Annotated in this window: 23 protein-coding genes; 6 read left to right on the top strand and 17 right to left on the bottom strand. The window is 32.9% G+C overall.

All coding sequences use genetic code 11. The annotated features are described in order from the left end of the window. Window positions 1-249: 249 nt before the first annotated feature. Window positions 250-1,551 carry a protoglobin domain-containing protein gene (locus JNUCC23_RS09645; protein WP_454215483.1) on the bottom strand — a complete coding sequence of 434 codons (1,302 nt, stop codon included), beginning with the start codon at window positions 1,549-1,551 and terminating at the stop codon, window positions 250-252. 232 nt (window positions 1,552-1,783) lie between these two features. Between JNUCC23_RS09645 and JNUCC23_RS09640 the strand changes: the two genes are divergently transcribed. Beyond that, the gene (locus JNUCC23_RS09640; protein ID WP_454215481.1) at window positions 1,784-2,845 is read left to right on the top strand and encodes a DUF3900 domain-containing protein; all 1,062 of its coding nucleotides are present in this window, start codon (window positions 1,784-1,786) and stop codon (window positions 2,843-2,845) included. Between the two features lie 226 nt (window positions 2,846-3,071). On the opposite strand, the gene JNUCC23_RS09635 is transcribed toward JNUCC23_RS09640, so the two are convergent. The 3 genes from JNUCC23_RS09635 to JNUCC23_RS09625 form a co-directional block, all read right to left on the bottom strand. Then, window positions 3,072-3,905 carry a hypothetical protein gene (locus JNUCC23_RS09635; RefSeq protein ID WP_454215479.1) on the bottom strand — a complete coding sequence of 278 codons (834 nt, stop codon included), beginning with the start codon at window positions 3,903-3,905 and terminating at the stop codon, window positions 3,072-3,074. A gap of 252 nt (window positions 3,906-4,157) precedes the next feature. After that, entirely contained in the window at window positions 4,158-4,427 is a 270-nt protein-coding gene (locus JNUCC23_RS09630; RefSeq protein ID WP_454215477.1) for a hypothetical protein, read from the bottom strand. 144 nt (window positions 4,428-4,571) lie between these two features. Then, entirely contained in the window at window positions 4,572-4,946 is a 375-nt protein-coding gene (locus JNUCC23_RS09625; protein ID WP_454215475.1) for a hypothetical protein, read from the bottom strand. A gap of 184 nt (window positions 4,947-5,130) precedes the next feature. On the opposite strand from JNUCC23_RS09625, the gene JNUCC23_RS09620 reads away from it, so the two are divergent. Then, window positions 5,131-5,349, top strand: coding sequence for a helix-turn-helix domain-containing protein (locus JNUCC23_RS09620; RefSeq protein WP_454215473.1), 219 nt, complete (start codon window positions 5,131-5,133; stop codon window positions 5,347-5,349). A 61-nt stretch (window positions 5,350-5,410) separates the two neighbouring features. Here JNUCC23_RS09620 and JNUCC23_RS09615 read toward each other — a convergent pair whose 3' ends face one another. From JNUCC23_RS09615 to JNUCC23_RS09595, 5 genes are all read right to left on the bottom strand, one after another. After that, on the bottom strand, window positions 5,411-5,935 hold the full coding sequence (locus JNUCC23_RS09615) for a hypothetical protein (protein ID WP_454215471.1): 525 nt from the start codon (window positions 5,933-5,935) through the stop codon (window positions 5,411-5,413). Between the two features lie 45 nt (window positions 5,936-5,980). Further along, on the bottom strand, window positions 5,981-6,118 hold the full coding sequence (locus JNUCC23_RS09610) for a hypothetical protein (RefSeq protein WP_454215469.1): 138 nt from the start codon (window positions 6,116-6,118) through the stop codon (window positions 5,981-5,983). A gap of 555 nt (window positions 6,119-6,673) precedes the next feature. Further along, window positions 6,674-7,111 carry a hypothetical protein gene (locus JNUCC23_RS09605; protein WP_454215467.1) on the bottom strand — a complete coding sequence of 146 codons (438 nt, stop codon included), beginning with the start codon at window positions 7,109-7,111 and terminating at the stop codon, window positions 6,674-6,676. 5 nt (window positions 7,112-7,116) lie between these two features. Next, entirely contained in the window at window positions 7,117-12,057 is a 4,941-nt protein-coding gene (locus tag JNUCC23_RS09600) for a DNRLRE domain-containing protein (protein ID WP_454215465.1), read from the bottom strand. A gap of 208 nt (window positions 12,058-12,265) precedes the next feature. Then, on the bottom strand, window positions 12,266-12,967 hold the full coding sequence (locus tag JNUCC23_RS09595; protein WP_454215463.1) for an SGNH/GDSL hydrolase family protein: 702 nt from the start codon (window positions 12,965-12,967) through the stop codon (window positions 12,266-12,268). Window positions 12,968-13,583: 616 nt separating this feature from the next. Here JNUCC23_RS09595 and JNUCC23_RS09590 point away from each other — a divergent pair. The 3 genes from JNUCC23_RS09590 to JNUCC23_RS09580 all read left to right on the top strand — a co-directional run bounded on the left by JNUCC23_RS09590 (window position 13,584) and on the right by JNUCC23_RS09580 (window position 14,813). Then, the gene (locus tag JNUCC23_RS09590; RefSeq protein ID WP_454215461.1) at window positions 13,584-14,084 is read left to right on the top strand and encodes a hypothetical protein; all 501 of its coding nucleotides are present in this window, start codon (window positions 13,584-13,586) and stop codon (window positions 14,082-14,084) included. A 223-nt stretch (window positions 14,085-14,307) separates the two neighbouring features. Then, window positions 14,308-14,532, top strand: a complete 225-nt coding sequence (locus JNUCC23_RS09585) for a helix-turn-helix transcriptional regulator (RefSeq protein ID WP_454215459.1) — start codon at window positions 14,308-14,310, stop codon at window positions 14,530-14,532. Beyond that, a complete protein-coding gene (locus JNUCC23_RS09580; RefSeq protein WP_454215457.1) occupies window positions 14,532-14,813 on the top strand; it encodes a hypothetical protein in 282 nt (93 codons plus the stop codon). The genes JNUCC23_RS09585 and JNUCC23_RS09580 overlap by 1 nt, the downstream gene beginning before the upstream one ends. Before the next feature lie 32 nt (window positions 14,814-14,845). On the opposite strand, the gene JNUCC23_RS09575 is transcribed toward JNUCC23_RS09580, so the two are convergent. Together JNUCC23_RS09575 and JNUCC23_RS09570 are read right to left on the bottom strand one after the other, a co-directional pair. Then, window positions 14,846-15,100 (bottom strand): DUF3006 domain-containing protein, encoded by a 255-nt coding sequence (locus tag JNUCC23_RS09575; RefSeq protein WP_454215455.1) that lies wholly within the window; start codon window positions 15,098-15,100, stop codon window positions 14,846-14,848. Next, window positions 15,087-16,805 (bottom strand): S-layer homology domain-containing protein, encoded by a 1,719-nt coding sequence (locus tag JNUCC23_RS09570; RefSeq protein WP_454215453.1) that lies wholly within the window; start codon window positions 16,803-16,805, stop codon window positions 15,087-15,089. Before JNUCC23_RS09570 ends, JNUCC23_RS09575 begins: the two co-directional genes overlap by 14 nt. A gap of 188 nt (window positions 16,806-16,993) precedes the next feature. Between JNUCC23_RS09570 and JNUCC23_RS09565 the strand changes: the two genes are divergently transcribed. Beyond that, window positions 16,994-17,296: a hypothetical protein gene (locus tag JNUCC23_RS09565; RefSeq protein WP_454215452.1), complete on the top strand. Its 303-nt coding sequence runs from the start codon at window positions 16,994-16,996 to the stop codon at window positions 17,294-17,296. A gap of 416 nt (window positions 17,297-17,712) precedes the next feature. On the opposite strand, the gene JNUCC23_RS09560 is transcribed toward JNUCC23_RS09565, so the two are convergent. The 6 genes from JNUCC23_RS09560 to JNUCC23_RS09535 form a co-directional block, all read right to left on the bottom strand. Next, window positions 17,713-18,051 (bottom strand): hypothetical protein, encoded by a 339-nt coding sequence (locus tag JNUCC23_RS09560; RefSeq protein ID WP_454215450.1) that lies wholly within the window; start codon window positions 18,049-18,051, stop codon window positions 17,713-17,715. Beyond that, window positions 18,048-18,362, bottom strand: coding sequence for a phage head-tail connector protein (locus tag JNUCC23_RS09555; RefSeq protein ID WP_454215448.1), 315 nt, complete (start codon window positions 18,360-18,362; stop codon window positions 18,048-18,050). The genes JNUCC23_RS09560 and JNUCC23_RS09555 overlap by 4 nt, the downstream gene beginning before the upstream one ends. Window positions 18,363-18,594: 232 nt before the next feature. Continuing rightward, window positions 18,595-19,716, bottom strand: coding sequence for a P22 phage major capsid protein family protein (locus tag JNUCC23_RS09550; RefSeq protein ID WP_454215446.1), 1,122 nt, complete (start codon window positions 19,714-19,716; stop codon window positions 18,595-18,597). Between the two features lie 34 nt (window positions 19,717-19,750). Further along, on the bottom strand, window positions 19,751-20,368 hold the full coding sequence (locus JNUCC23_RS09545; RefSeq protein ID WP_454215444.1) for a capsid assembly scaffolding protein Gp46 family protein: 618 nt from the start codon (window positions 20,366-20,368) through the stop codon (window positions 19,751-19,753). Between the two features lie 126 nt (window positions 20,369-20,494). Continuing rightward, complete coding sequence (locus JNUCC23_RS09540) at window positions 20,495-21,286, bottom strand: minor capsid protein (RefSeq protein ID WP_454215442.1); 792 nt, start codon at window positions 21,284-21,286, stop codon at window positions 20,495-20,497. Continuing rightward, the gene (locus tag JNUCC23_RS09535) at window positions 21,286-22,590 is read right to left on the bottom strand and encodes a phage portal protein (protein WP_454215440.1); all 1,305 of its coding nucleotides are present in this window, start codon (window positions 22,588-22,590) and stop codon (window positions 21,286-21,288) included. Before JNUCC23_RS09535 ends, JNUCC23_RS09540 begins: the two co-directional genes overlap by 1 nt. Between the last annotated feature and the right edge of the window lie 7 nt (window positions 22,591-22,597).

Here is a 22,597-nt window from a genome sequence, read left to right as displayed (position 1 = left end):
AAATTCGGGTTTTTCATAACAAAAATGTTTATTTGGCTTTTTACTTCATTTTTTAATTGACTAGAGAATTATTATATATTCTAACGAGGAAATTCCTGTAATAATTATTCTCGAAATCAAAGGTCAGACCTCGCAATAACTAAATACAGCACAAAATTAGTGTATGGAACACTGTATACTGATTTAGAGTGCTAGGTCTTTATGGGACACCCTCATTTATCTTTCGATTCAGATTCCTTAGTTTTCAACTTATAAATTTGTCGTTAAGCGACTTAATTCATCTGAAGAAACGGCTACTTTATCAAACCCAGAGCTAAGAATTTGGAAGATTTCTGTAAAATCGGTCATTTCACCAGCTATATTCACATTTTGTTTCATTACTTTTTCCATCGCAGATAGAATTTGATTAAAAAACACCGTCGTTTCTCCAGAATGTTCCTTTGCATTCTTCATATCATCCTTGACTGAATTTATAAAGGAGCTCATCTCTTCTGTATAAGATTGGATTCCACTAATTAACAATGAAACTTCAGATACTGATTTCTTCGTATTTTCAGCAAGCTTCCTTACTTCTCCTGCTACGACAGCAAACCCTTTACCATTTTCACCAGCTCTTGCTGCTTCGATTGCAGCATTCAACGCCAATAAATTTGTTTGGTCAGCGATTTGTGTAACCATTGTAACCACTCCATTTATTTTAAGCGAAGTATTAGTTAAGTGCTCCATCTGGTTAGAGAATTGATTCATGGCTTCTTGAGAGTTGACCATCAACGTTTCCACATTTTTCAAAAGAGTAACTCCTTCTTTTGACTTTTGAACAGTATCAATTGCAATATTGGAGCCTACCTCTGTTAAAGATTGAATTTCACTGATTTTATTCTGAATTTCTTGTGTAGCAGCATTCGTTTCTTCACTGACTGCCGCTAATTCATGAGTGTTTGTTTGTATAGTCGTTTTAATAACTTGTTTTTCCGATTCAATTTGGTTACGGATCTCTTCACTTTCCAATTCATAAGCTTCCAGAACGATTTGTTGTTCTAAGCTTAATAGTTTTGTGATTACAAGTACGATTTCACGGTACTCTTCAATAGTTTCTGCCATTGGTGTAACCAAATCAATTAATGATTTTTGTAAATCTTGAAATGCACACATATACCATTTTGGTTGCAACCCAATTCTAACATGCACATGTGCAATGATATTTCTCTGCTTTATGTATTCATCATTAATTTGTCCACTAAACATTTCATATATATGTCGAAACAATGTTTTTTTCAATCGTTCAACTGAACTATTATCTTGAATAATTCTCATCAGCCCCGGCTGTTTTTCTAAATTCAGATAAAAATTTCCAACAATCTCTTCTAAATTTTCTTTAACCAATGGCTGAAACGAACGCGCAATACATAAATCTTTTTTCGTTAGTTGAATCATGTTCATTTGAGTTAAAACATCCTGATAGTTTTCAACATTAATCTCAACGATCTCTTCATATTGTTCGTACAAGTTTCCCTCATGTTTTTTTTTGTTTCTCTTAATAAATGGGTTCATTCATCTTAGCTCCTCAAAACTGTATTAAATCGTTTAATTATATATCGGTAAAAATTTTAAAACTTTAACAACAATGGTAAATTTAACACTCGCTTTCCTGCCAATTGAATGAATACTATTTCTTAATGATTGAACATCCCTGTTCTATCAAAAACTAAAACATGCTCATTGACGGAACAAGCACGCATTCTTATACTAAATAAGCATGAAATAAAGAAAATAGGTGAATGCAATGGATTTTTCAATACAATATTTATCCTTTTACGTTATATCTGTCGAGGGAAAAGGTGATCAGGCGGACAAACGATATAAGCATTTCCAAACATTGGACGAAGAAGAGTATGAAGAAAGTTCACTCAAGGATTTCCTTGATGGGGAATTAATGAAGATTAGCAAGCGTAAAGTAGATCGGCATCCAAAAGCCGAACAAGTTCCAACTAAAATTGGCTTTTTTATCGTCGAGGAAGGTCATGAGTTAGACTCTAATCCGAACTATAATTTATTCAATCGTGTTCGTTTTGCGGACTCAAAGGAACAATTTCATGAAGAAAATGAGCAATTTGTCAGCGCATATTTAGACACAAGTGCAGTTCGCGGTGGGGTTTTTCTCATTGCAAGTGCAAAATTAACAAAATACTTTGATGAACCATTCGTATTCCTGCTTAAATGCGATTTCGAACCTAAAGTCGCTTCTATCTCGGACGAAGCAACTTTAATTCGCAACGTAGAAATGGCCATCACAACGAAAAACATGAAATCCATCCAATATCCCTACATGCCAGAAGAAGGAATGGTTGAAACTGGTGAACTAAAAATCCATCAAGCATCACATGCTCGTTATTTCGAAGACTTCTTGAAATTCGTTGATTATGGTGAATCAATGCCTGAAATTATGAAAGCACAAGTCATGAATATGGTACAGGAGCATGTTCAAGAAACATTCGCTGATAACAGCGAAGAACTGCAACAATTTGAACAGGCGATGGAAGTTTGGGAATCGAGCGAAAAACGGGAGATTCAAGAGCGACTCGACACACATCAAGTGATTGAAGCCACAGCACAAATTGTTGAACATACACCTGATGCGGAGATGCGGATGACAATTGGCAATACTTCTGTGAAAGGATTGCTTTCTGATTTCGGCGAGAATGTCCATTTAGGGAAAATTAATGGCCGTTATGTTTTACTTGTGGATGCGGAATCCATTGTGTTTGAGAAAGGCGTGTCACCGATTGAATTTCATAAGCCTGATGATGTGATGGCGATTTTGGAGAGGATTAGGCAGAAGGAATAGGTGGAATAAGTGACCATAAAATCATTAATAATTGGTGTAATATCAGGATAATTGTGTAACCACAAATTGATAAAAAACATCTACATTTTGGACGAGTCACACGAAAATATGGTGAATTGTGACTCGACTACGTGACTCTGGTGTCACAACTTATACCTGTGTATATCCTTGTTTATAGCGGTCTTCGTGACTGCTTTTTTATTTTGTGTCACCAAGTGTCACACGCCTAGCCCACCAAACTAAATCCATTCTCAGTAATATCCTCAAAGTATTCATCCCTGAATTTATTCTCCAACACACCATAAAAGTATCCAAACTTGTCCCTAACATCCTTAACCTTCATTGCTCTAATCACTTGTCTGAGGCTTACAATTCCCACCTTAACTTTCATTGCCTTATCAACTTCAAAACAAAATGGATAGGCTGCCATATTAACCTTAGACCATAGCTTTTCGATTGTTCTAGCATCTTTGAAATGAATTGATGCTAATTCCGTAAAATCTTGTGGAACATTATCACTCGTAAATTCAGTAGATAGCATTTCAGTACGTTTATTATTTTTTATGTTGTTAGTTTTAGAAAGAATGACAGTTTCTTGTTGGTTCAATATTTCCTGTTTAGATGGTTCAACATAATTTGAAATAGAAAAGCCCCCCTCTTTAAGTGGAACATTAGGAGAACGCAATTTTACGCTTTCTTCTTGCCCACTTTGGTACCTATTGAAAACATAAACACTATGACCTAGCTTTCCATTCTTAAAAGTATTGTGTATGACTAATAAGCCCAACTCGACAGCCTTATTTAACATACGCTTGAAAGTTGAACGTGAAATCCCTGTAGATTCATTTGTATGAGTAGCAGCTACGATAGTCTGAATCTTAGCATTGCAGATACCCGGTATGGACGCACTGAAGCGAACAAGACGTCTTAAAGCAACTAGTTCCCCTTTGGTAAATGAAGCCTTGTAATCAACCATATGTTGCTCAAAATGATTATTGAAATCAATTAGACTGGTGAATTGCGACAGATGAGTAAATTGACTAATATGACCACTTTTCATTGTTATCTCTCCCTAATTTTATGCATAGGGAAACAAGCCTCTTGATTATAGATTTCAAAAATAATACAATAGTAAGAAGCTGATTAGTTTCCCTATTCAGTTGTATTTCTGGTGAAATGCGTTTTCTAACGAGAGTCTAGGTAGCTGTAACTACTTAGGCTCTTTACTTTATATTGAAACTGGCATATATCGCATACACAAAAACTAGAACAAATAGTGCTACACTGAATTGATTCCTTGCTAAGAATGACCTCAATGTATTCCACCTTCCCCTTCATCATAAACGACCAGTTCATCATCACTTTCCCAGTCGTGGACTTTTGCTTTAAACTCAGTACCATTATTTAATGTAATAGTTAAGTCGATAGCAGCAATAGCATTCCTACTCAGCTTCTTAGATACAATTTCAAACGCTCTCTTTTCATCTTCACTCAGGAAGTTTGTAGAAACAGTAAGATTTAAGTTATTCCAGCCTGAAAATAAAGTTAGTTCCTTTGATTTTTCTGAATTATTGATTGTCATTGTAGTTATCCCCTTTATAATTCGAATTTTTATGTAGAGGAAACGGAACTAAAGTCCGAGTCCTCATGTCTTCCGATGACTCCCACTTAAACGGAGATTCATCCTGAAACTTACTTTTAATCTCAGGATCAGGATGAACCAGACCTAAAACTTTCTAATTTCACTTTCGCCTTCCCTGATTAATTCAAACTCAATCGGATGATTCCACCATTCAGTTTGAGAATCCAGTAAATACTGACGAAGAAGCTGTCTAACTGTTATTTCATTAATCGCTTTTTCCATCGCGTCAATCATCAGCTTTTTGTCAGTAATCTTTACGTTGTCAGCTAATAACGCATAGGTAGACACCTTTAAAAATGTACCTCTAACTAAAGTTGGTTTTACAATGCAATAATAAATGTTATTGTCATCAAAATAGATCACTTCATTTTTCCCTATCAACTTACCAAGGAGTTTGTGATAACGTGGTCTTCCATTCTGCGTTACGTCATGCTTACTAACTAAAACAGTTATAAACATCGAATCACCTCCTGAACACTACATTAGTTAAAATACCATAACCAGTGTGAATTATGCACACTGTAGTGTTAATCTATTAATATCATAATATACACTACAGTGTTAATTGTCAACATTGTAATTGAAAAAAGTTTCATTGGAATGATATAATTAATTAAGGGAAATTAGAGGATGTGGAAATGATATGATAAAAGTTCATTTATCTAGAGTTATGGGAGAGAGAAAACTTAAAATATCAGATGTATCAAAAATGACGGGTTTACACAGAAACGGTATAACAAAGTTATACAATGAGGAAACTGATGGTATTAAATTCGATACACTTGATAAATTATGTGAAGCCTTAGATTGCGAAATTACAGATTTAATAGAACGTATCAAACAAAAAACCCCTACTGATTGAAATTAATCACACCGAGTAGGGGTTTTTCGTTCATTAAACATTCCTATTGTAAATAAGTTGGTCAACTCTCTGTTAGCATTCTCTTTATTTCGCTTATCTCTAATTTCATCCTAGTTGTTGTTACATACCTACCTGTTTTTTCCTTAGCTAAAATGACATACCTTTCATTGATGGAATCATAGCTTTCATATAAATCTTCTCTTATAAATTTCCGCCCTATTTCACCTGCAACAGTTTCCTCCTCTTTTTTTAAACTTTCCATGTATTCCTTTATTGTATCTGATTCAATTCCTTTGATGACAAATTCGTATCCTCTATTAATCTTTTCACTTCTGTACTCATAGTCAGGATCTAAATACCTTCCTAACTCTCTGCTGATTATTATCTGTATATAATCTTCTATAGATAATTTATAATTTTCATAAGCAGAGTAGACGTTTGTGGAGTAAACGATAATCCTATTATTTTTCTTATCCAACATTGCAATTCTTTCTTGCCGATTGTCAACACTATGTACCGGTAAACCAATTCCACACTTATCTACAAATTGATTTGCAATTGCTAAAATTTTATTGGGACTTGTCATAAGTAATTCATTCCTTATCATCTACATTTTTGATACAATCAATCCTTACTTGTACTTCTCTAATATAATCTGCGCCTCTTTTCTAATGTAATCTTTAATTGTAAATTGATTTAAAAATGTAACACTTCGCACATAGAACTTTTTATCTTTAGTTTTCTTTTTTGGTTTATTTAATTCATCCATTTTCATGCCCCTTCACTCCAACAAAAGTAGAACTTATAATTCTTTTTTATCGTCTTTTTTATCGTCTTTTTTATTAATATCGATTAATATTTCATCAACTATAATATTGGGGACCTTTTCCATAACCATATCAACTTCCTCTTTAGTTCTGTGAATCTTAGATGGTGTATTTGGCAAGCAAAAAATGTATTAAACGGCATTCAAAAATGTATCTACTTGCCAACGTTTTATTAGTTCAGAGTTACTGACTCTTTATAGCGATAACTATCGCCATTAAATACAATTAACTGCCATAACCTACATTTTTATGATGCCATAAACACTACGAATACTTAAAGAAACTTTTGGAAGATCTACCGAACCTTGACATCCATCAAAACCCAGCTACTTTAGATCACTATATGCCTTGGCCAAAAACAATCCAGGCAACATGTAGCAGAAAATAAAATAAGCCGTATATTCGATTAAAAAAATCGTGATATACGGCTATTTGTGATACGTACCGGAATGATGTGCTTATTTTTTATAATTCGGACTTACGTAATAGATACCTGGTCAGTTATAATATAATTTATATTCTTTTGTTATAGTATTATATTTAACTTCACTTTTTCCCTTTTCGAGAAAAAGATTAAAAATCTCTCTCCCTTCTTCAATTTGATTAGCTAAAACAAATGTTTTGAGAACTAAATTATATTCTTTTTTAAAAAAAATATTTGTTTCCTTAAAACATTCCAGAAAGTATTTTGCAGCCTCATCATATTGTTCTAATTTTGAATATTTCAAACCTATACAATAGACAATATCCGCTTTATATTTCTTATATTTTTTTTTAGTTACTGCTCTTTTTAATAATTCTAATTCGTTATTATGAAGTCTAAATAACCCTAATATACTAGCTGAGAGTTGTAACCCTAAATATCTATCGAAAAGATTAATTAACAAGAAAAACAATATAATACACAATAATATACTTAATAAAATATTTTCCAATTAAATCAAATCCTTCTCAATAGATAATCCCTTGTCTTTCTCAAAGCATTGTCAATGCTCCTACCTACAAAAGTTTTATCAAATTTCGCTTCGTAGTTTGTTGTTTTATATGCCCAATACTGTATTACAGAAACAATTTTACTATTCCACTTACCTACACCATAACCAGTCATTCCACCAGTGATAAACCCAATAATTGTTTTTCTTCCAACATTGCGATTTAAATTAGTAAAACCTTTCATAGCCAGTTTTCTAGCTGTCCAAGCTCCAATTCCACCACCTGCGATTATCAACAAAGCATTGGTTACAGTATTAGCTATAAAGTCATTAAAAATTAATTTAATAAATGACCTTAATAATTTTTTTAATGTCACTGGAATTGATAATTCACCATCAGGATCAACATTCATTACTGGATTATTATTAGCATAATTATATCCATTCAATGTAATAGGATTACTCAATTCTCCTCTCACTGGATCAAGCGATAAAAACACACCATTATCAGGGTTGTAGTACCTTGCTATCAGATAATATAACTTCGTATCTTCATCATAACGGTATCCTGCATAACGATAGGGATTTATTTCAGCCATTGATCCGCTTTGTGATAGGATATTTCCCCACGCATCATAGCGGTACTCGGCCACTATATTGCCATTACTATCAACTAAACCAAGAACGTCACCTCTATAGTTGGTTAAATAATAGTAATTTTTCCCTTGATAAGTCATGGTTAACGGAATATTATTATCGTCATACGTATACTCTTTGATAATATTAAAATGAGCATCCTGCTCATACACGACATTGTTTCCTTCATAGTAATAATACGTTTTTCCATTACTATCATTCTTATAATTTCTTCTACCTTGTTCATCATAATCATATGATGCAATGATTTTTGAACCTTCCTTAATTTCCCTAAGTTGATTTAAATCATCAAATGTATAAGTATGCTTTCCGTCAGTTCTTAAATTGCCATTCAAATCATAAGTGTACTCTTGATTTCCCACTTTTGTTAATTGATTAGCACTATTGTATTTGTATACATTAGTTTTAGTCGTACCATTTGAAACGATTGATTTAGTTATACGATTACCCACTGAATCATAATCATAGGTAATGGAAGTTCCATCTTCTAACTTCTCACTAGTCAATTGATTCAATTTATCATAATCATATATAATTTCACCAGATTCAGTCATAACTTTCTCTATTTGATTATTAGCATCATATCTGTATGTGAAATTCTTGAAGATGGAAGTTGGATTAGATTTAAGTACTTCCTTGTTTAAACGAGTCTTATTATATTCTCTTACTATCGAACTGTTTTTGTTATTATCTATTGGATTATTATTGTAATTAGTTGCTTCTAACAGTCCATCGGAAGTATAACTAAATTTAGCTAACGTAGTTCCATTTTTTTGAATTTCTTTCGTTCTGTATACATCATCAGGTATAAACTTCAAGGTTATCCATTCACCAGAGACGTTGTACTCTATTTCTGAATTGTAATTGTCACCTAGATACTTGTAGTTGGTATAATCAACTCCCTCTTTAACTGATTTAACTAATCCGTTATCATAATATTCTATTGATTTTAAAATAGCATCGCCCTCATAGATATCAGTTCGTGCATCACTATAGTCAAATTTCCATTTTACTTGTCCGTTAATTAATACTGCCTGTAACCTTTGGGAATCGTCATATTGATTTGTTATTTTTGAGCCATTAGGAAGTAATCTATCCAGCAAATTACCATTGCCATCATAATAATATTCCCTTTTTTGACCCAAAGCATTTTTCTCAAATTCTAAAAGATTTTTCCCGTTAAATCCAAATTCAGTTTTAAAGTTTTTAGCATTCTCCACTGAGTTTAAGTTACCACTCTTATCATAAAGATACTTAGTTTGATTACCTTTTGCATCAGTTACTAACTCTAATTCATCTTTTAAGTTATATGCATAACTTGATTTGTTTCCTTTTCCATCAATTGATTCCTTTAAATTTCCGTTTAGATCATTTTTCGTAATTGCAATATTTCCATGAGCATCCGTCAGTTGCTCTGTTTTTATTCCTCCAGCGTAATTATTTATAAATTCCGACTTCGAATTGTCGGGATTTATTATACTCAATATATCTCCAAAGGTATCATATTCATAGGTTGTAGTTAATTTATTATTTGTAGCGTTATTATCATTAATTTCAATCTTTTTTAAATTACCTTTTGTATCATACTGATAATTGGTTATTTTACCATTTGAATCCGTTTCACTGCTAATATTACTAAATGTTGTATACGTATAGCTATTCTTGTTTCCTTCAGCATCTATAGTTTCTAGTAAATTACCTAAAGAATCATATTTATTAGATTCGTTTATTACTTTATTACCATTCTCATCATATTTATATCTAAAAAGTACATTATAATTCGTATCTAGCCTAGCTTCTTCTATTTCTCCAGAAGGATCAACCATTTCTTCAACTACATAATTATCATTTGAATAATACGTAGTTGTGTTGTCTTCAGCATCTGTGACAGTTGCCCTTTTTTCAGCTCTGCTCATTGTGTAACTTGTTCCTGGTCGATCTGGTGAGTCTATTTCGCTGTCCGTTTGTGGTTCCTGGACTTTAACTAGATCTCCATTATTATATGTGAAATCTGTTTTTCTTAACTTAGGATCGATTATTGTAGAGATTAATTGATCTTTATATTTGAAAGTAGTTCGTGACGATTCTCCACTTTTATTTTTTAATACATCAACGTATTCTAAATAATCATTTGATGTATAAGTAAAAGTGATTGCTTTATCGTTATCGTAATTAACCTCAGTTAGGAGATCTTTGCTGTTGTATTTTAATTCAATAAATTTATTTAATTCTTTACCTAAGTCAGTTTTAATGTATTTCAACTGATTTTTATTATTATATTCATAATTGACTTTATTATTGTTTCTATCAATCTGTGTTTGAATATAAGCAACTTTTACATCCGTATCACTAGAGGACTCGAGTATTTTAAATATAGTTTGATTACCATAAGAATCATGCATTGTATACGTATCAGTACCAGTTTTTTTGATTGTCTCGTACCTACCTGCTGGCGCGTAATAAGTAGCTGTTGGCCCATCATACGTAAACTCGTGATCTGTACCGTCTTCATCTTGGTAATTCAAAATGTTAGCCGTATTTCTGATATTTAGATAGATTTTCTCATTGCCCGTAAAAGTCCACCCATATCCCAACGCTGACTTTTCCAGGTTTTTACTATTGTAAGTTCTGGTAAAAGTAAGTCCTGAATTCGCACGACCTAAAACAGTAAAATCTTCATATTGAATGACATTATTACTAGTAGTTAAGTTCGTATAACTAGTTCCACCAACTAATGGATGAGTATCGTATGTCCAATAATCCTCTAACCCTAATCTAGCATTTGTTTTGTAAGTGACAGTCAATAAAGGCTTATATTTAGCTGCAATTACTTGCTCACTACTGGCAAACTTTTTATAATAACCTAGTGCTTCATTTTCGCTCTTTAACAATACACCATAATTAATTGCAGGATACGTTAACCACTCTTGGACAATGTGAATAGGAATATTCCATTTCTTCATATCATTATCAATATTAGTAGGTGCTCCAATCCCTGTTACAGTAGCTAATTTATTACTCGTAACATAATCTCCACCAGCATAAGTCCATAGTGCATTAGATGGTAAACGTTTCGCATACGTCCACGATGCTTCATTCTCAGCCCAATCTTTGGTTACTTTATACATCCCAATGTCAATCGGAGCGTTATTATTAGTTGATGAATACCAAAGGTTCAAACTTGACGAAAGAATAGTAGAAGCAGTTGGAATGGATGAAAGATCAAACTTTATTAAACTACGAATAGTATTACCTGATGATTTACCCATCCCTAATTCCGAATCATTTCCTCCAGTTGTCGTCGGTGTAGCGCTTCGAATATTAGTATCAATTGCGTATGGTTTCGATTGTAACCTCACAATCGTCGGATCAATTGTTATAGGATATATACGATCTTCACTTTCTAGCCAATCTTTATTTGGTATGACTTGCAAAAGCATCTGACCATTTACTTTTTCTATATCTAATTTAATATCGTAAGAAATTGCTTCTTCTGGTGTAGATACAAACCCTTCAGCAACCTTAAATCCATCTGGAATAAATGAATCATACATATATGGCGCATCTACATAGTATAATTTCTCTTTTGTATTGGGATCAATTAAATAGATAATATCATTTTCTTTTATTGCATCAAGTCCATCTAAATTCATTTTATAAGTAAATTTGTTTGGGAAACCATTCTTAGGCTTTTCCTTATAGATAATGTCCTCTTTTATTCGATCTGATCCAATGGAATAACGGACATCTATATCGTCAAATACATTTGGATATGTAATCGATTCTGCATTAACAATTCCCTTAGTAGAACTAACAGGTAACATCGAGCGTAGCTTAGATTCCTTATTGTCCTCATTAATAGGTTCTAATCCGATTTCAATAGTTTTGTTTCCATCCTGTAAACTTACATTGTTTTTTTCTTTATTAAATGATTTTTTAAAATTTACAGAAAATTCATTCGATTTGTTTTCATATGATTGCTTATCAGAACTCTCAATCAATGTATTATCTATTTCTTCCCACTCGTTTTCTTCATTCTTAAAGTGAATGGCTTCCTGAGCAATCTCAGAAGTGTAAGTTCCATTCTCATTAATAAAGGTTTTGGAATTTTCTGTTCTTAAGTCTAATATTTCCTCTTTTTCATTATTTTTTGTTTTTCTACCTTCGTCTGAATGCTGAGCATTTGCAGCAGCAGCCTTTACTGATAAATTTGAAAGTGGTAAATATGCAATTGTTAATGTAAATACAATTAAACATATGAGCCATTTCCTGAAAACAATCTTGCTTTTCATGATAACACTCCTTCAAGATTAATTATTACATTAGAGGTAAATTATATTAAAGATAAAAATATTTACCTATTGTAATTATGATCTAATAAACCAGTGATAAGTCTCCTGTTTTCGGTAATAATTAAATAATATTTTATTCATCAATGAAGATTGTGAAATATTACAAATGTAAACTCACAATCTTCATTCTTTCTGAATCTATTAGTAACTATTTTGATAAATAATAATTAATTGAATAAGTCATCATGTTATGTCCACTTGGTGTCCAATGAGTGCCTGTAGGATCAATTAATCCACTAGCACTAAGCTGAGCATCACTTCCTGCACCGCCACCTGCTTTTACCCATGCATTCGCATAATGATCTACAAGTATTACGCCTTGTTCTTTAGCTACTTTTCTAATAATTTCATTATAGCTATTTGCCCAAAGTCTTACTCCACCTTTAGCTTCATATGCAGGCTTTAACTCAGGATATCTAGTGTAATAAATCGTTTGATGTATAGGTGCATTAGTCATTAAGAGTATTTTATTTACACCTTTAGCCTGTAATTGATCTACCATTGAATTTAAATTTGATTCAAATTGAGCTTTACTAACAGATGGTGTTCCATTTACATTTAAAACTTGATCAACTTGACCAAACATAATTGAGACGCTATTAGGATTTCTATCCAAAACATCTTTCTTAAAACGATTCATTGCTTGATTGGTGTTATTTCCACTAACTCCTGCATCAATAGCTCCTGTAAGAACTACCCAGCGTAAATTCATATCATATCCATATTGCGGGAAGTTGCTTCCAGCGGTGTTACTATCTCCAAATGCAACAAATCCCGCTGCTGAAGCAGAGGTAATATTAGCTGTCGCCAAGGAAAATAGCAATATCATCCCAATAAATATTTTTTTCATAAAATCTCCCTCTTTTTTATTTATTTTCCATAAACTATATCATTAAATAATTTTGAGAACAACTATTCTGGTAAATTCAAAAAATATCAAAATTAAATAGTCATATAAAATGCTTTTAAGTACATGTTAATTCTTCTTTAAACTTTCCTTCTTGACCTAATTGATTAGGAGTTAATAATTTGGATATTTTGTAATTGTACTCCTCCTTTTAAATCCGCAAGTGATATTATTTTTAACCAATGTACAATGAGAACCCCCCTACCAACAGTGATTACTAGCATGGAAAAAGTTTGTAAATGTATCTTCGTGAAATTAGCCTCCCATAATGATTCTTCGTTAAAAACAAATTAATCAATCACATCATCAAGCAATCCATTTATCGAAACATCAGATAATTTGAAATAATCTACCATACTACTATTAATTCTTTCTCCTTTGTAGTCTCAGAGATTAAACAAACTTTAATTAATCATCTATTCAAATCATTAAATATATAACACTATTCCTAATTTTTTTATTATTTGCACAAAAATTGTTAATATGATACAATAAATTGGTTGTAATTGGATTATTTATATATAAACTACCAAACTTTCAAATGAATGGAGATTAACAAATGAAAATCAAAAAGCTTAGAAATTTGTCAAAAATAACATTAGCAGGGGCGATTGCATTAAGCGGTCTAAGTATACTTCAACTATCTGAAGTGCCTGGTTTCAAAGTTGAGTCTGCATCTGCAGCATTTGAAGATATTTCTTCAGTCACGGGTACATATTCCTCTAGTGGCAAAGATTCATTAAAATCAGTATTTACTGTTACTGGATCTTCTGAACTTGGTTTTATTTCACAACGATTTACGTTACAAAATTCAGTCGGAACAATTGTTAAAACAGGATCTCTTAATTCCTTTATTGTTAATGGTTATACTGGAGGAGATACATCATTCCAATCTGTAACTAATATAAGTACCGCTGGTCTACCTGCTGGTCATTATAGAATTAACTTAACTGCTCATGTCGATGACAATCGTACTGTACTTGACTCTTCACAATTTAGTACTTTAACTGGTGCATTTACCATTGATTCAAGTAGAAATCTAGTAAACTTCCGTCAATAGATTATCCAGGGAACGATTTTTATCGTTCCTTTTTTTATTATTTAAATCTCGAAATTCAAATATATAAGCGATGGACAAAGCTATAATTGAGTTTGGTGAAGTTTGATAGCTAATAGGGTAGCTGTTTAATTAATGATATGGGCGAATGGAGAGAATATTGCCTGAATATACAGAAATACTTATACTTTAATACAGAAATTCTTGTAAAGGAATACATTCAAAAATGAAGAATATTACATTAGGTGATAAAATGAGGTGTCTTATAGGGAATTTAATCCATGAAAAAGGGTTTAAAGCAAAATACATTGCAGCACAATTAGAAGTAACACCACAGCAGATGTCAAATTGGGTAAACAATCGAAACTACCCACCACTTGAAAAAGCATTTAAATTAGCAAAATTATTAGGAGTTAAAGTAGATGACCTGTACGATGAGGAAGTGGAGTAATGCTTAAAAGGATATTGTTAATACCATTAATTATTTTGAGTGGCTGTGCAAGTAAACCAACAGGTAATTACGACTATGAATCGCCGATGGATGAAATACAGAACGTTATTGAGGAGTTGGATACAAGAATATCTGATTTAGAAACTCAAAATGAAGAACTTGTTGGTGAAAACGAGGAACTAAGATCTGATCTAGAAGAAATAACTACTGAAATTGAGGAGACTTTTGAAGAAACCGATTCTCGATTATTTGATATAGAATGGATTTTAGAAATACCTTAAACAGCCCCTCTCAATTAAGAGAAGGGCTTATTTTAGTTGTTCTTATTTATTATCTTTTGAAGAAGATCCTCAGCTCTTTTTTTTGCAGAGTTGGTTTCTTCCTTAAGTAAACGAACGTTAATTATTTCGTTCTCAACGCTTAATTGAAGTTCTAAAATATCTCCTTCTTTTATTGTTGCAGGTAGTTGATCTTTAGAAACATCAATTTGAATCGATTCATCTTCTTTTAAAAGCAAAACTGCAAAATCACCTTCAAAACGATCAATTGCGTACTTAGCGCATTTCACTCACTTTACCACCTTCGGCATTATATAATTCAGCTGGATCTCCGCTATTAAGCCATATATTTGCTGTAGTCCACTTTAAATAAGTTGGTGGATTATTAACTGCGTTAGGACCGGAAGTAACAGTGACTGTTTTACCAGCTTTTAAAACAAATCCACTTGGAAAATTGTAAGTTTGGTTCCCTTCAACACTTACTAATTTCCACCCCGTCATATTTACATCTGATGATCCATTATTTTTAATGGTTACAATTTCTTTAGCCTCATCAACATTTGTTATACTTACATTAGCTTTTGGGGTAGGTGTTGGTGTTGGAACAGACTCATTGCCCTTCCATGGTGTAGAAAATACAGTGTAACCTTTTCCATCTGTTTTCACAGCAATGTCACCAGATTCAGCAGTAGAATATAACTTCGAACCTGCCGCCTTCAACCGACTAACCACTTCACTAACAGGGTGACCATAAGAATTATCTTTACCATAAGATAATATTGTCACTTCTGGCTTAACAGCATTTACAAATGCTTGTGATGTACTTGTTTTCGCTCCATGATGTCCAGCCTTTAAAATCGTACTCTTTAGATCAAATTTCGAAATCATTTTATTTTCGATATCAATTCCAGCATCTCCTGTCAAAAGGAAACTAATACCGCCATAAGTTAATTTAAGAACAATTGAGTTATCGTTATTATCACTTGCATTCTGATCTCCTGAATTAAGAACCTGTACTTTTACAGAAGAATCGATGGCAAGATTTTGTCCTGTTGTTGGTACTTCATAAGAAATATTTTTAGTATCAATCAAACTTAAATACTCGTAATAAGTATCAGTAGTATGAGTTTTTCCACTATCTAATACCTTTTTCACTGGAATTGACTCTAACACACTAATCAATCCACCAATATGATCCGCGTCTGGGTGTGTAGCTACTAAAACATCAATAGAAGTAACTCCCGCTTTCTTAAGATAAGCTACAACCTTGTCCCCCGCGGAACGCTTCCCACCATCAATTAAAATTGTCTTTCCATTAGGAGTCTGAACTAAGATAGAATCTCCTTGTCCAACATCAATGAAATGAGTAAACATTTCTTTAGCTGGCTTAAATTTGTCATCAAGATATCGAGCCATAAACGCAGAAAAATGTTGACGGCTTAGTTGTACATTAGGTTTAAAAGTTCCGTCCTCATAACCTGTAGTAATACCATTAGCTGCTAGGGAAGACACATAACCATATGTCTCACTACTCTTATTAATATCTTTAAAGTCAGCTGGATAACTACCTTTAAGGCTATAAGCAAGTGTGAATATCTTCGCCATTTGCCCACGGGTCAAGGGTGCGAATGGATCAAAGTATTTTTGTCCTTTAGAATTAGTTTTACCACTGATAATACCTAACTGTACTGCTTTAGCAATTTCTCCATATCCATAATCTCCGGATTTCACATCAATAAATCCAGGGTTTGGAGCATCGAAATTAGTAATACCCTTTTCTCTTAATATCATTTGAACTGCTTGAAGTCTTTTTATGGCATCATTTGGTTTAAAATATCCACCATCATAACCTTTAATAATTCCTTTAGAAGTTAAAAATTCAATTTCGTCTTTATATGTAGTTACATCTTTAAAACTACTTGCTGCTTCTACTTTCGGAATGATAGACAATAGTAGAATTAAAGCAGCCATTACTGAAAATAACTTTTTATACAATTTGGTTCCCCCTTAATTTTTTTACCTCTCTTATTCTAGCATGAGTTTACACCTTTTTACCAAATGACCCACATTTCTCACAAAAGCAGTTTTTACCAATTCTTATATCTTTTAGAATGATTTTCAACCTAATAAAAGATTCTTGATATCGGGGAAGAATACCTAGTTATATAGAGGGGGAAATGTAAATGAAAGGACTAATAAATGGATATAGCTTTTTAGTTAACGTTGTATGGATATTTGGTGGGATTGCTATACATATTTATACAGTACTTATGTCGATGGGTGAATACGGATTAGTAGGTGCTGTTATAACTTTTCTAACACCTGGCATAGCTGAACTATTTTGGATAGTTAAGTCAACAATTGACTATGGGTTTTTAAACATATATAACGTACTGATCATAGTTCATTTCGTTGTTAAATGGATCGGTATGCTTGTAATAGCTGGTCTTTTTCACCTAGCTGAAAAGCGAGGCGTGGAATTGTAATGAAATACGTTATGTATGAAGGTAAATTACACAAAGTAGTTTAGGATTACGGTAACTATTCATTTCCTGACCATCTTTTCTAGTTAAAATGAGTTGTAATAAATGAAAAACAAAAAAGGCTTTAACCACTACCCAATAATTAGATAAGATGGTTAAAGCCTGTGTATTTGAAGTTATCTTTGCAATTCATATTTTCACTTCCTAATTTATTCTACACTAAGCCAAAGATAAAGACGGCATTGGAGCAGTATCTAAACCTTCACATAAGTTATATTGTTAATGTGACAATGGATATATCATATTCATTTTTAATTTTGAGTAACGAATCCTTTATTCCATCTGTTATTTCGTCACTATTATTATCTATTTCCATATACTCTTTTAATTTCTCCATGACGTATATTGTGTATTTTGTATTATTTTGCTGCTGGATATTGGCCAATATCATTAATAAACACTTCATAATGTCTGTCATACATCAAAGGAGGATGTATTATTTTATATCGTCTATTACCATAGACAAATTCGGCATCTAATTTCATCCGATCATCAGGATACGTGTACATCAAAAATTTAATATTAATTACATTTATCGCATAATCCGTTCTAGCTAACTCTGGACTATAGGGTTCATACTCCATATCAAATGGGTAGTAAGGCTGACTAATATATTCGTACTTTGCATCCCCAAAAGGTGTCTCACCAACTTTAACTCGTTCTTCTTTCAAAAACCAACCTGTTTTCATTAACCTCATTCAAATCGCATCCTTCTGTGATTGTTTAAACGTTTATAAATTTCTTTAGGAAGATCATCTCGATAGCTCTCTGATAACTTCCCTTTGCTTTCTGCTTTCATATTTTCTACACCTTTATTTCGATAATTGAATAATGCAATTTCCTCAGCAATTTCATACATGGAAGGTTTCATTTCCTCTTGGTTGCAATAATCAAGGACAAAGTTTTCAGCCCTTGATAAATATAATTGAAGTAAATCACTTTTCTGATCATCAATGGTATCCCTACCGATAATCAATTTTAAATTATCTAATGAATCATAATACGACAATTCAATCACCTACTTTTGTAGATTTTTTACGAATTTTCTTAACTGGTTTCTCTTCATTTTTAATCTTAGGTAGTGGATTATCTTTATGTAGACAAGATTGACTATGTGCATCTAAGCCTTCTTTCGTTGAAAATTCAATGTGGCAATATTCACAATTCAAATTTAACAATCCTTTCGTAATAGAAATAAGAACAAGGAGAACTCCCTGCCCTTATTATTTTCTATGTAATTATTAACCTAGTAATCTAACAGCTAGTTCAGGACTAAGCGTTTTAAATCCACCAAGTAGGTCTAAAGAAATTACGTCTTTTTTAGTGTTTACATTATAATCTTGTACAACTCGAATGCTTAGACCATTGTAGTTCATGATAAACGCATTTTTGTTACCCATAGGCAATGCAAGAGGGCGAGATACGAAAGCAAATGCATTTTTGTGGAATGCTAGGTTAGCTGTATGTGGATTTACTACACCTACAACTGCTAGATCACTAATTGTTTTGTATGTTGGAACTGCAAGTGTCACTGCAATTTCGTTACCTGAAGCTGTTGTATTTTTTGCTACTAGATAATTAACTCCGTCAATTACTAATAAGTCACCTTTAACAAGTGTACCTGTTAGTGTAGCCCCACTACTTTTGAGTGTTAGTGTAGATGATCCCGCAGCAACAGCACCTTTAACAACAATGTTCGCACTAGCTGCAACAAGTGTACCCCTATCGTGATTTTGAATGTTTTGATCCATAAAAATATTAAATCCAAATTTACGACCAAGAGAACCCTCACGTAATGCAGTACCGTTATCTCCAACTTTGTCAGCATTGTTAAATACATCTAAAGATAGGAATTTAGCATCTGCTTCAGGATCAAGTACAAGGCTTCGTTCAGTCATAGGCGCTTTATTTCCATTTAATACTTTACGAGCACCAGTGATGTCTGCTACGTTACCAGGTGTAGTTAAAGCAATGCCGTAAGTAAAAGGAATATCTTGGTATAGTTTAGCAATCTTCACGTCTACAGCTTGAGCAATAGAACTTACTGCTGGTTGAATAAATTGTCTTGAGAAATCAGAAATATTTAGCGTAAGATCTTTTGCAGTTACTTCAAATGACACATCTAGATGAGTATCAAGTTTAACAGGTACGCTTGCTTCTTTAGCATCTTGAATTTCAATTTGAGTTGTAAATTCATTTGTTATGAAAGTTGCAGGTTTACGAACATTAACAGTATCACCTACACCATTTACAAATTCATTGGAATAGTCACGATGTACAAGGTTTCCTAATACCATATTGTTTTCTAATACCATCAAAGATTCTTTTGCTACGATTTGCGGTGTAATTAATTGGTTTGTCATTTTTATAAAACTCCTTCAATTTGGGTTAGTTTTTTTAGTTACTTCTTGCTTTCTTATACTCTTCCATTGACATAGACTCCAAGTTCTCAGCTGTTGGTGGAGTTGTTATATCCTTTGGAGTATGACCACTTGCTTTTAATCTCTCATTCACGACTGTTTGTAATTGATTGCTCCATGAGTCCTTAAATTTTGCTAAATTAGCCATTGTCGCTTCTATACTCTTTGTTCCATCTTCATCGTCTTCTTTTTCAAGAGCGATAAAGTAGTCAATAATATCAGATGGCAATTTGTTTTCGGTGGCAAACTTCAAAGCTTCATTCTTAACAGATCCACGGATTGTTTTGGTCTTCCATCTTGCAATTTCTGCTAGTGCATCTTCTACTTTTTGCTGTTCTGGACTCTTAGAAGCTCCGCTACGTTTCGCAAGTTCTTCTTCGATTATCTTAGGCAATGAATTCGTTTTATAAGTTTCCAAGGCCTTGTTGTAATGCTTATCTTTTTCGGAGTCGAGCCAACTCGTGATTGCCTTATCTGACTGTGCTAAGGTTTGTATATCCTCAACGCTAACTACCTTAAAGCCCTGTAGATATTCCTTTACCTCGTCAGATTCCTTGTTGTGTTCAAAAAACTCTTTTACATCTTTTAATTCCAATCTAATTTCCTCCTTACCCTTCTAACACTTTACAGCCCTAGAAACGTATGTATTTTTGTTCCAATTTCTTATTTATAGCGTCTGAAATTGATAACCAAGACAAAATAAAAAGCCACAATCTAGTGACTAGGATTTGATGTATTCATTCGCTGGAATATAAAAACATTTACATCGAGCATGTTGTGGTATTAATGGACGAGAAGTATCATCTAAATCAAAGACTTCACCATGATATGAAGCACATTCCCCACATGTATTTACCTCTAAAGCTGATTGATATTCAACTTTTAGAATATGATTGCCCCTAAAAATCACCTCTGTTGCATCGGCTAATACTCTAGGAGTTTCAGTTTCAAGCAAACGTTTAGCTTGGCCTGCCTTTGTATCAAAATTCTTATTTACTTTATTTGCAATCATATCCATTGATTCAGCATTTTGAATGCCAATGATGAACGTTGTCCATATGGTAGCAAATAGAGCTGACTGATTCTTTTTGATTCTTTCTGAAAAATGGATACCTGACCAATTAAAATTAACATTCTCATCAATTATAGATGAGGATAAATTCTTCTTTGTAAGATTACGCTTAGCGAGCGATCTAAATTTATCTACGAAGTTAGTATATCCACGGTGAAAAAGCGAGAATAATATAGCAGCTAAAGCAGCATTCTCAATATCTATATTTTTGCTTATCTCTTGCTCAATTTTCCTTTTAAGCTCATCTATAGCACCATTAGCTTGTAACTCACGATAATTTAAAACACCATCGTTAGCATATTCAATAAACAAATCAGCAATAAGGTGATTAATACTATTTCTTGCTTTTTTGTAGCTTTCTAAAACTTCTTCAAATTCTGATTCTGCAAGCTCTAATTCCTTTTCCAATACATCAAGTAATTCATCTATATAATCACTCATCAGGAAACTTCCGATTTTGTATTAATTCTTTTCACACCATCCAATTGAACAGTATCATTTTCTTCTGCTAATCTCTTTAGAACTAAATCAACATCTGAAATTTTAGGATGCCATGACAATAGTGTTTTCTTATCGACAATGTTAACCATTTTAGTAATTTGATCTGTTACCTTTGCTTCATCTTGCGGAAGATTTCGAACGAAATTAAAATGGATATCAAAAGGATCGTAATCCGCACCTTGCTTATTTAAAATAGTACAAATAAATTTTATCCTTTTCCGAAGAGCCTTTTCCATTTTTCTTTCCTTGGTTGTTGCCTTCGTCTCCAGACTAAAAAGTTTGAATCCTAGTGCTTCTCCGCTGAGGTTACTGGAAAATTTTTCTGATGTTAGTTTCGGAGTTCCTGATTGATCATGTATCAGAGTATCAAGGGTTTCAAAAAATTGTTGCTGGAATTCAGTATTTACTGACTTAGTTAGAAATTTGGCTTGATCGGCACTTTCAACTAATAACACACCGTCTTGCCTAAGTTTCAAAACATCTTCAGGAGTGGTTGCATCATGCCCAGCTAATACAAGGTAAGCATTTACCCAAGCCTCTATTTCATTGGAATTGTCTGACATAAGTTTATCCAAAGCATCAATCATAGGAATGTAGCTTTCGAAGTCTCCACTTTCTTCCTTATTATTACGATAGATATTTACTGGCGTTTCACCAAAGAAATGCTCTCTATCCGGTTCATTTGGATCTGGAAGAAAGGTGCCACCATTGTCTGAAACTCTATAATAAATACCTTCATTATCGTAAGCCTCAACATATGTAACTTTTGTTTTATCATCTTTTGTTTCATCCCAATATCTAATAGCAAACTTGATATTATCTCGTTTGTCCATCTCAACATACATCTCAGTGGGAGGATATTCCGCAAATCTAACGCTACCATCATTTTCATCTATCCAGAACAACTCGTAAGTTTTACCACATATTGAAAAACCCTTAACTATTTCAGCGTTTACGTCTTCCTCATCATTTAAGTAAAATATACGCTTTAAATCTGATAGCAGTTTTTCATTATTTGACATGCTCAAGTAGGATAATGGCTTTGAAGCAAAGTAGCCAACTAAGGTATTAATAATCAATGAAGGATACCCTGTAACAATTTTATTATTGGGCTTTAGAGGATCTGGAATGATCCTATTTAAAATGTCATGTTGACCATTATAATATCGATACAATTTTTGTAATCGTGGCAATTCCTTTTTATGCTTATTTATCGCGGTTGAAATCTGTTCCGATGTTATCAAATTCTCA

The sequence above is a fragment of the Peribacillus sp. JNUCC 23 genome, from assembly GCF_053653995.1.
Note: the sequence above shows the minus strand (reverse complement) of the source record. Positions and strands in the feature narration are given on the sequence as shown.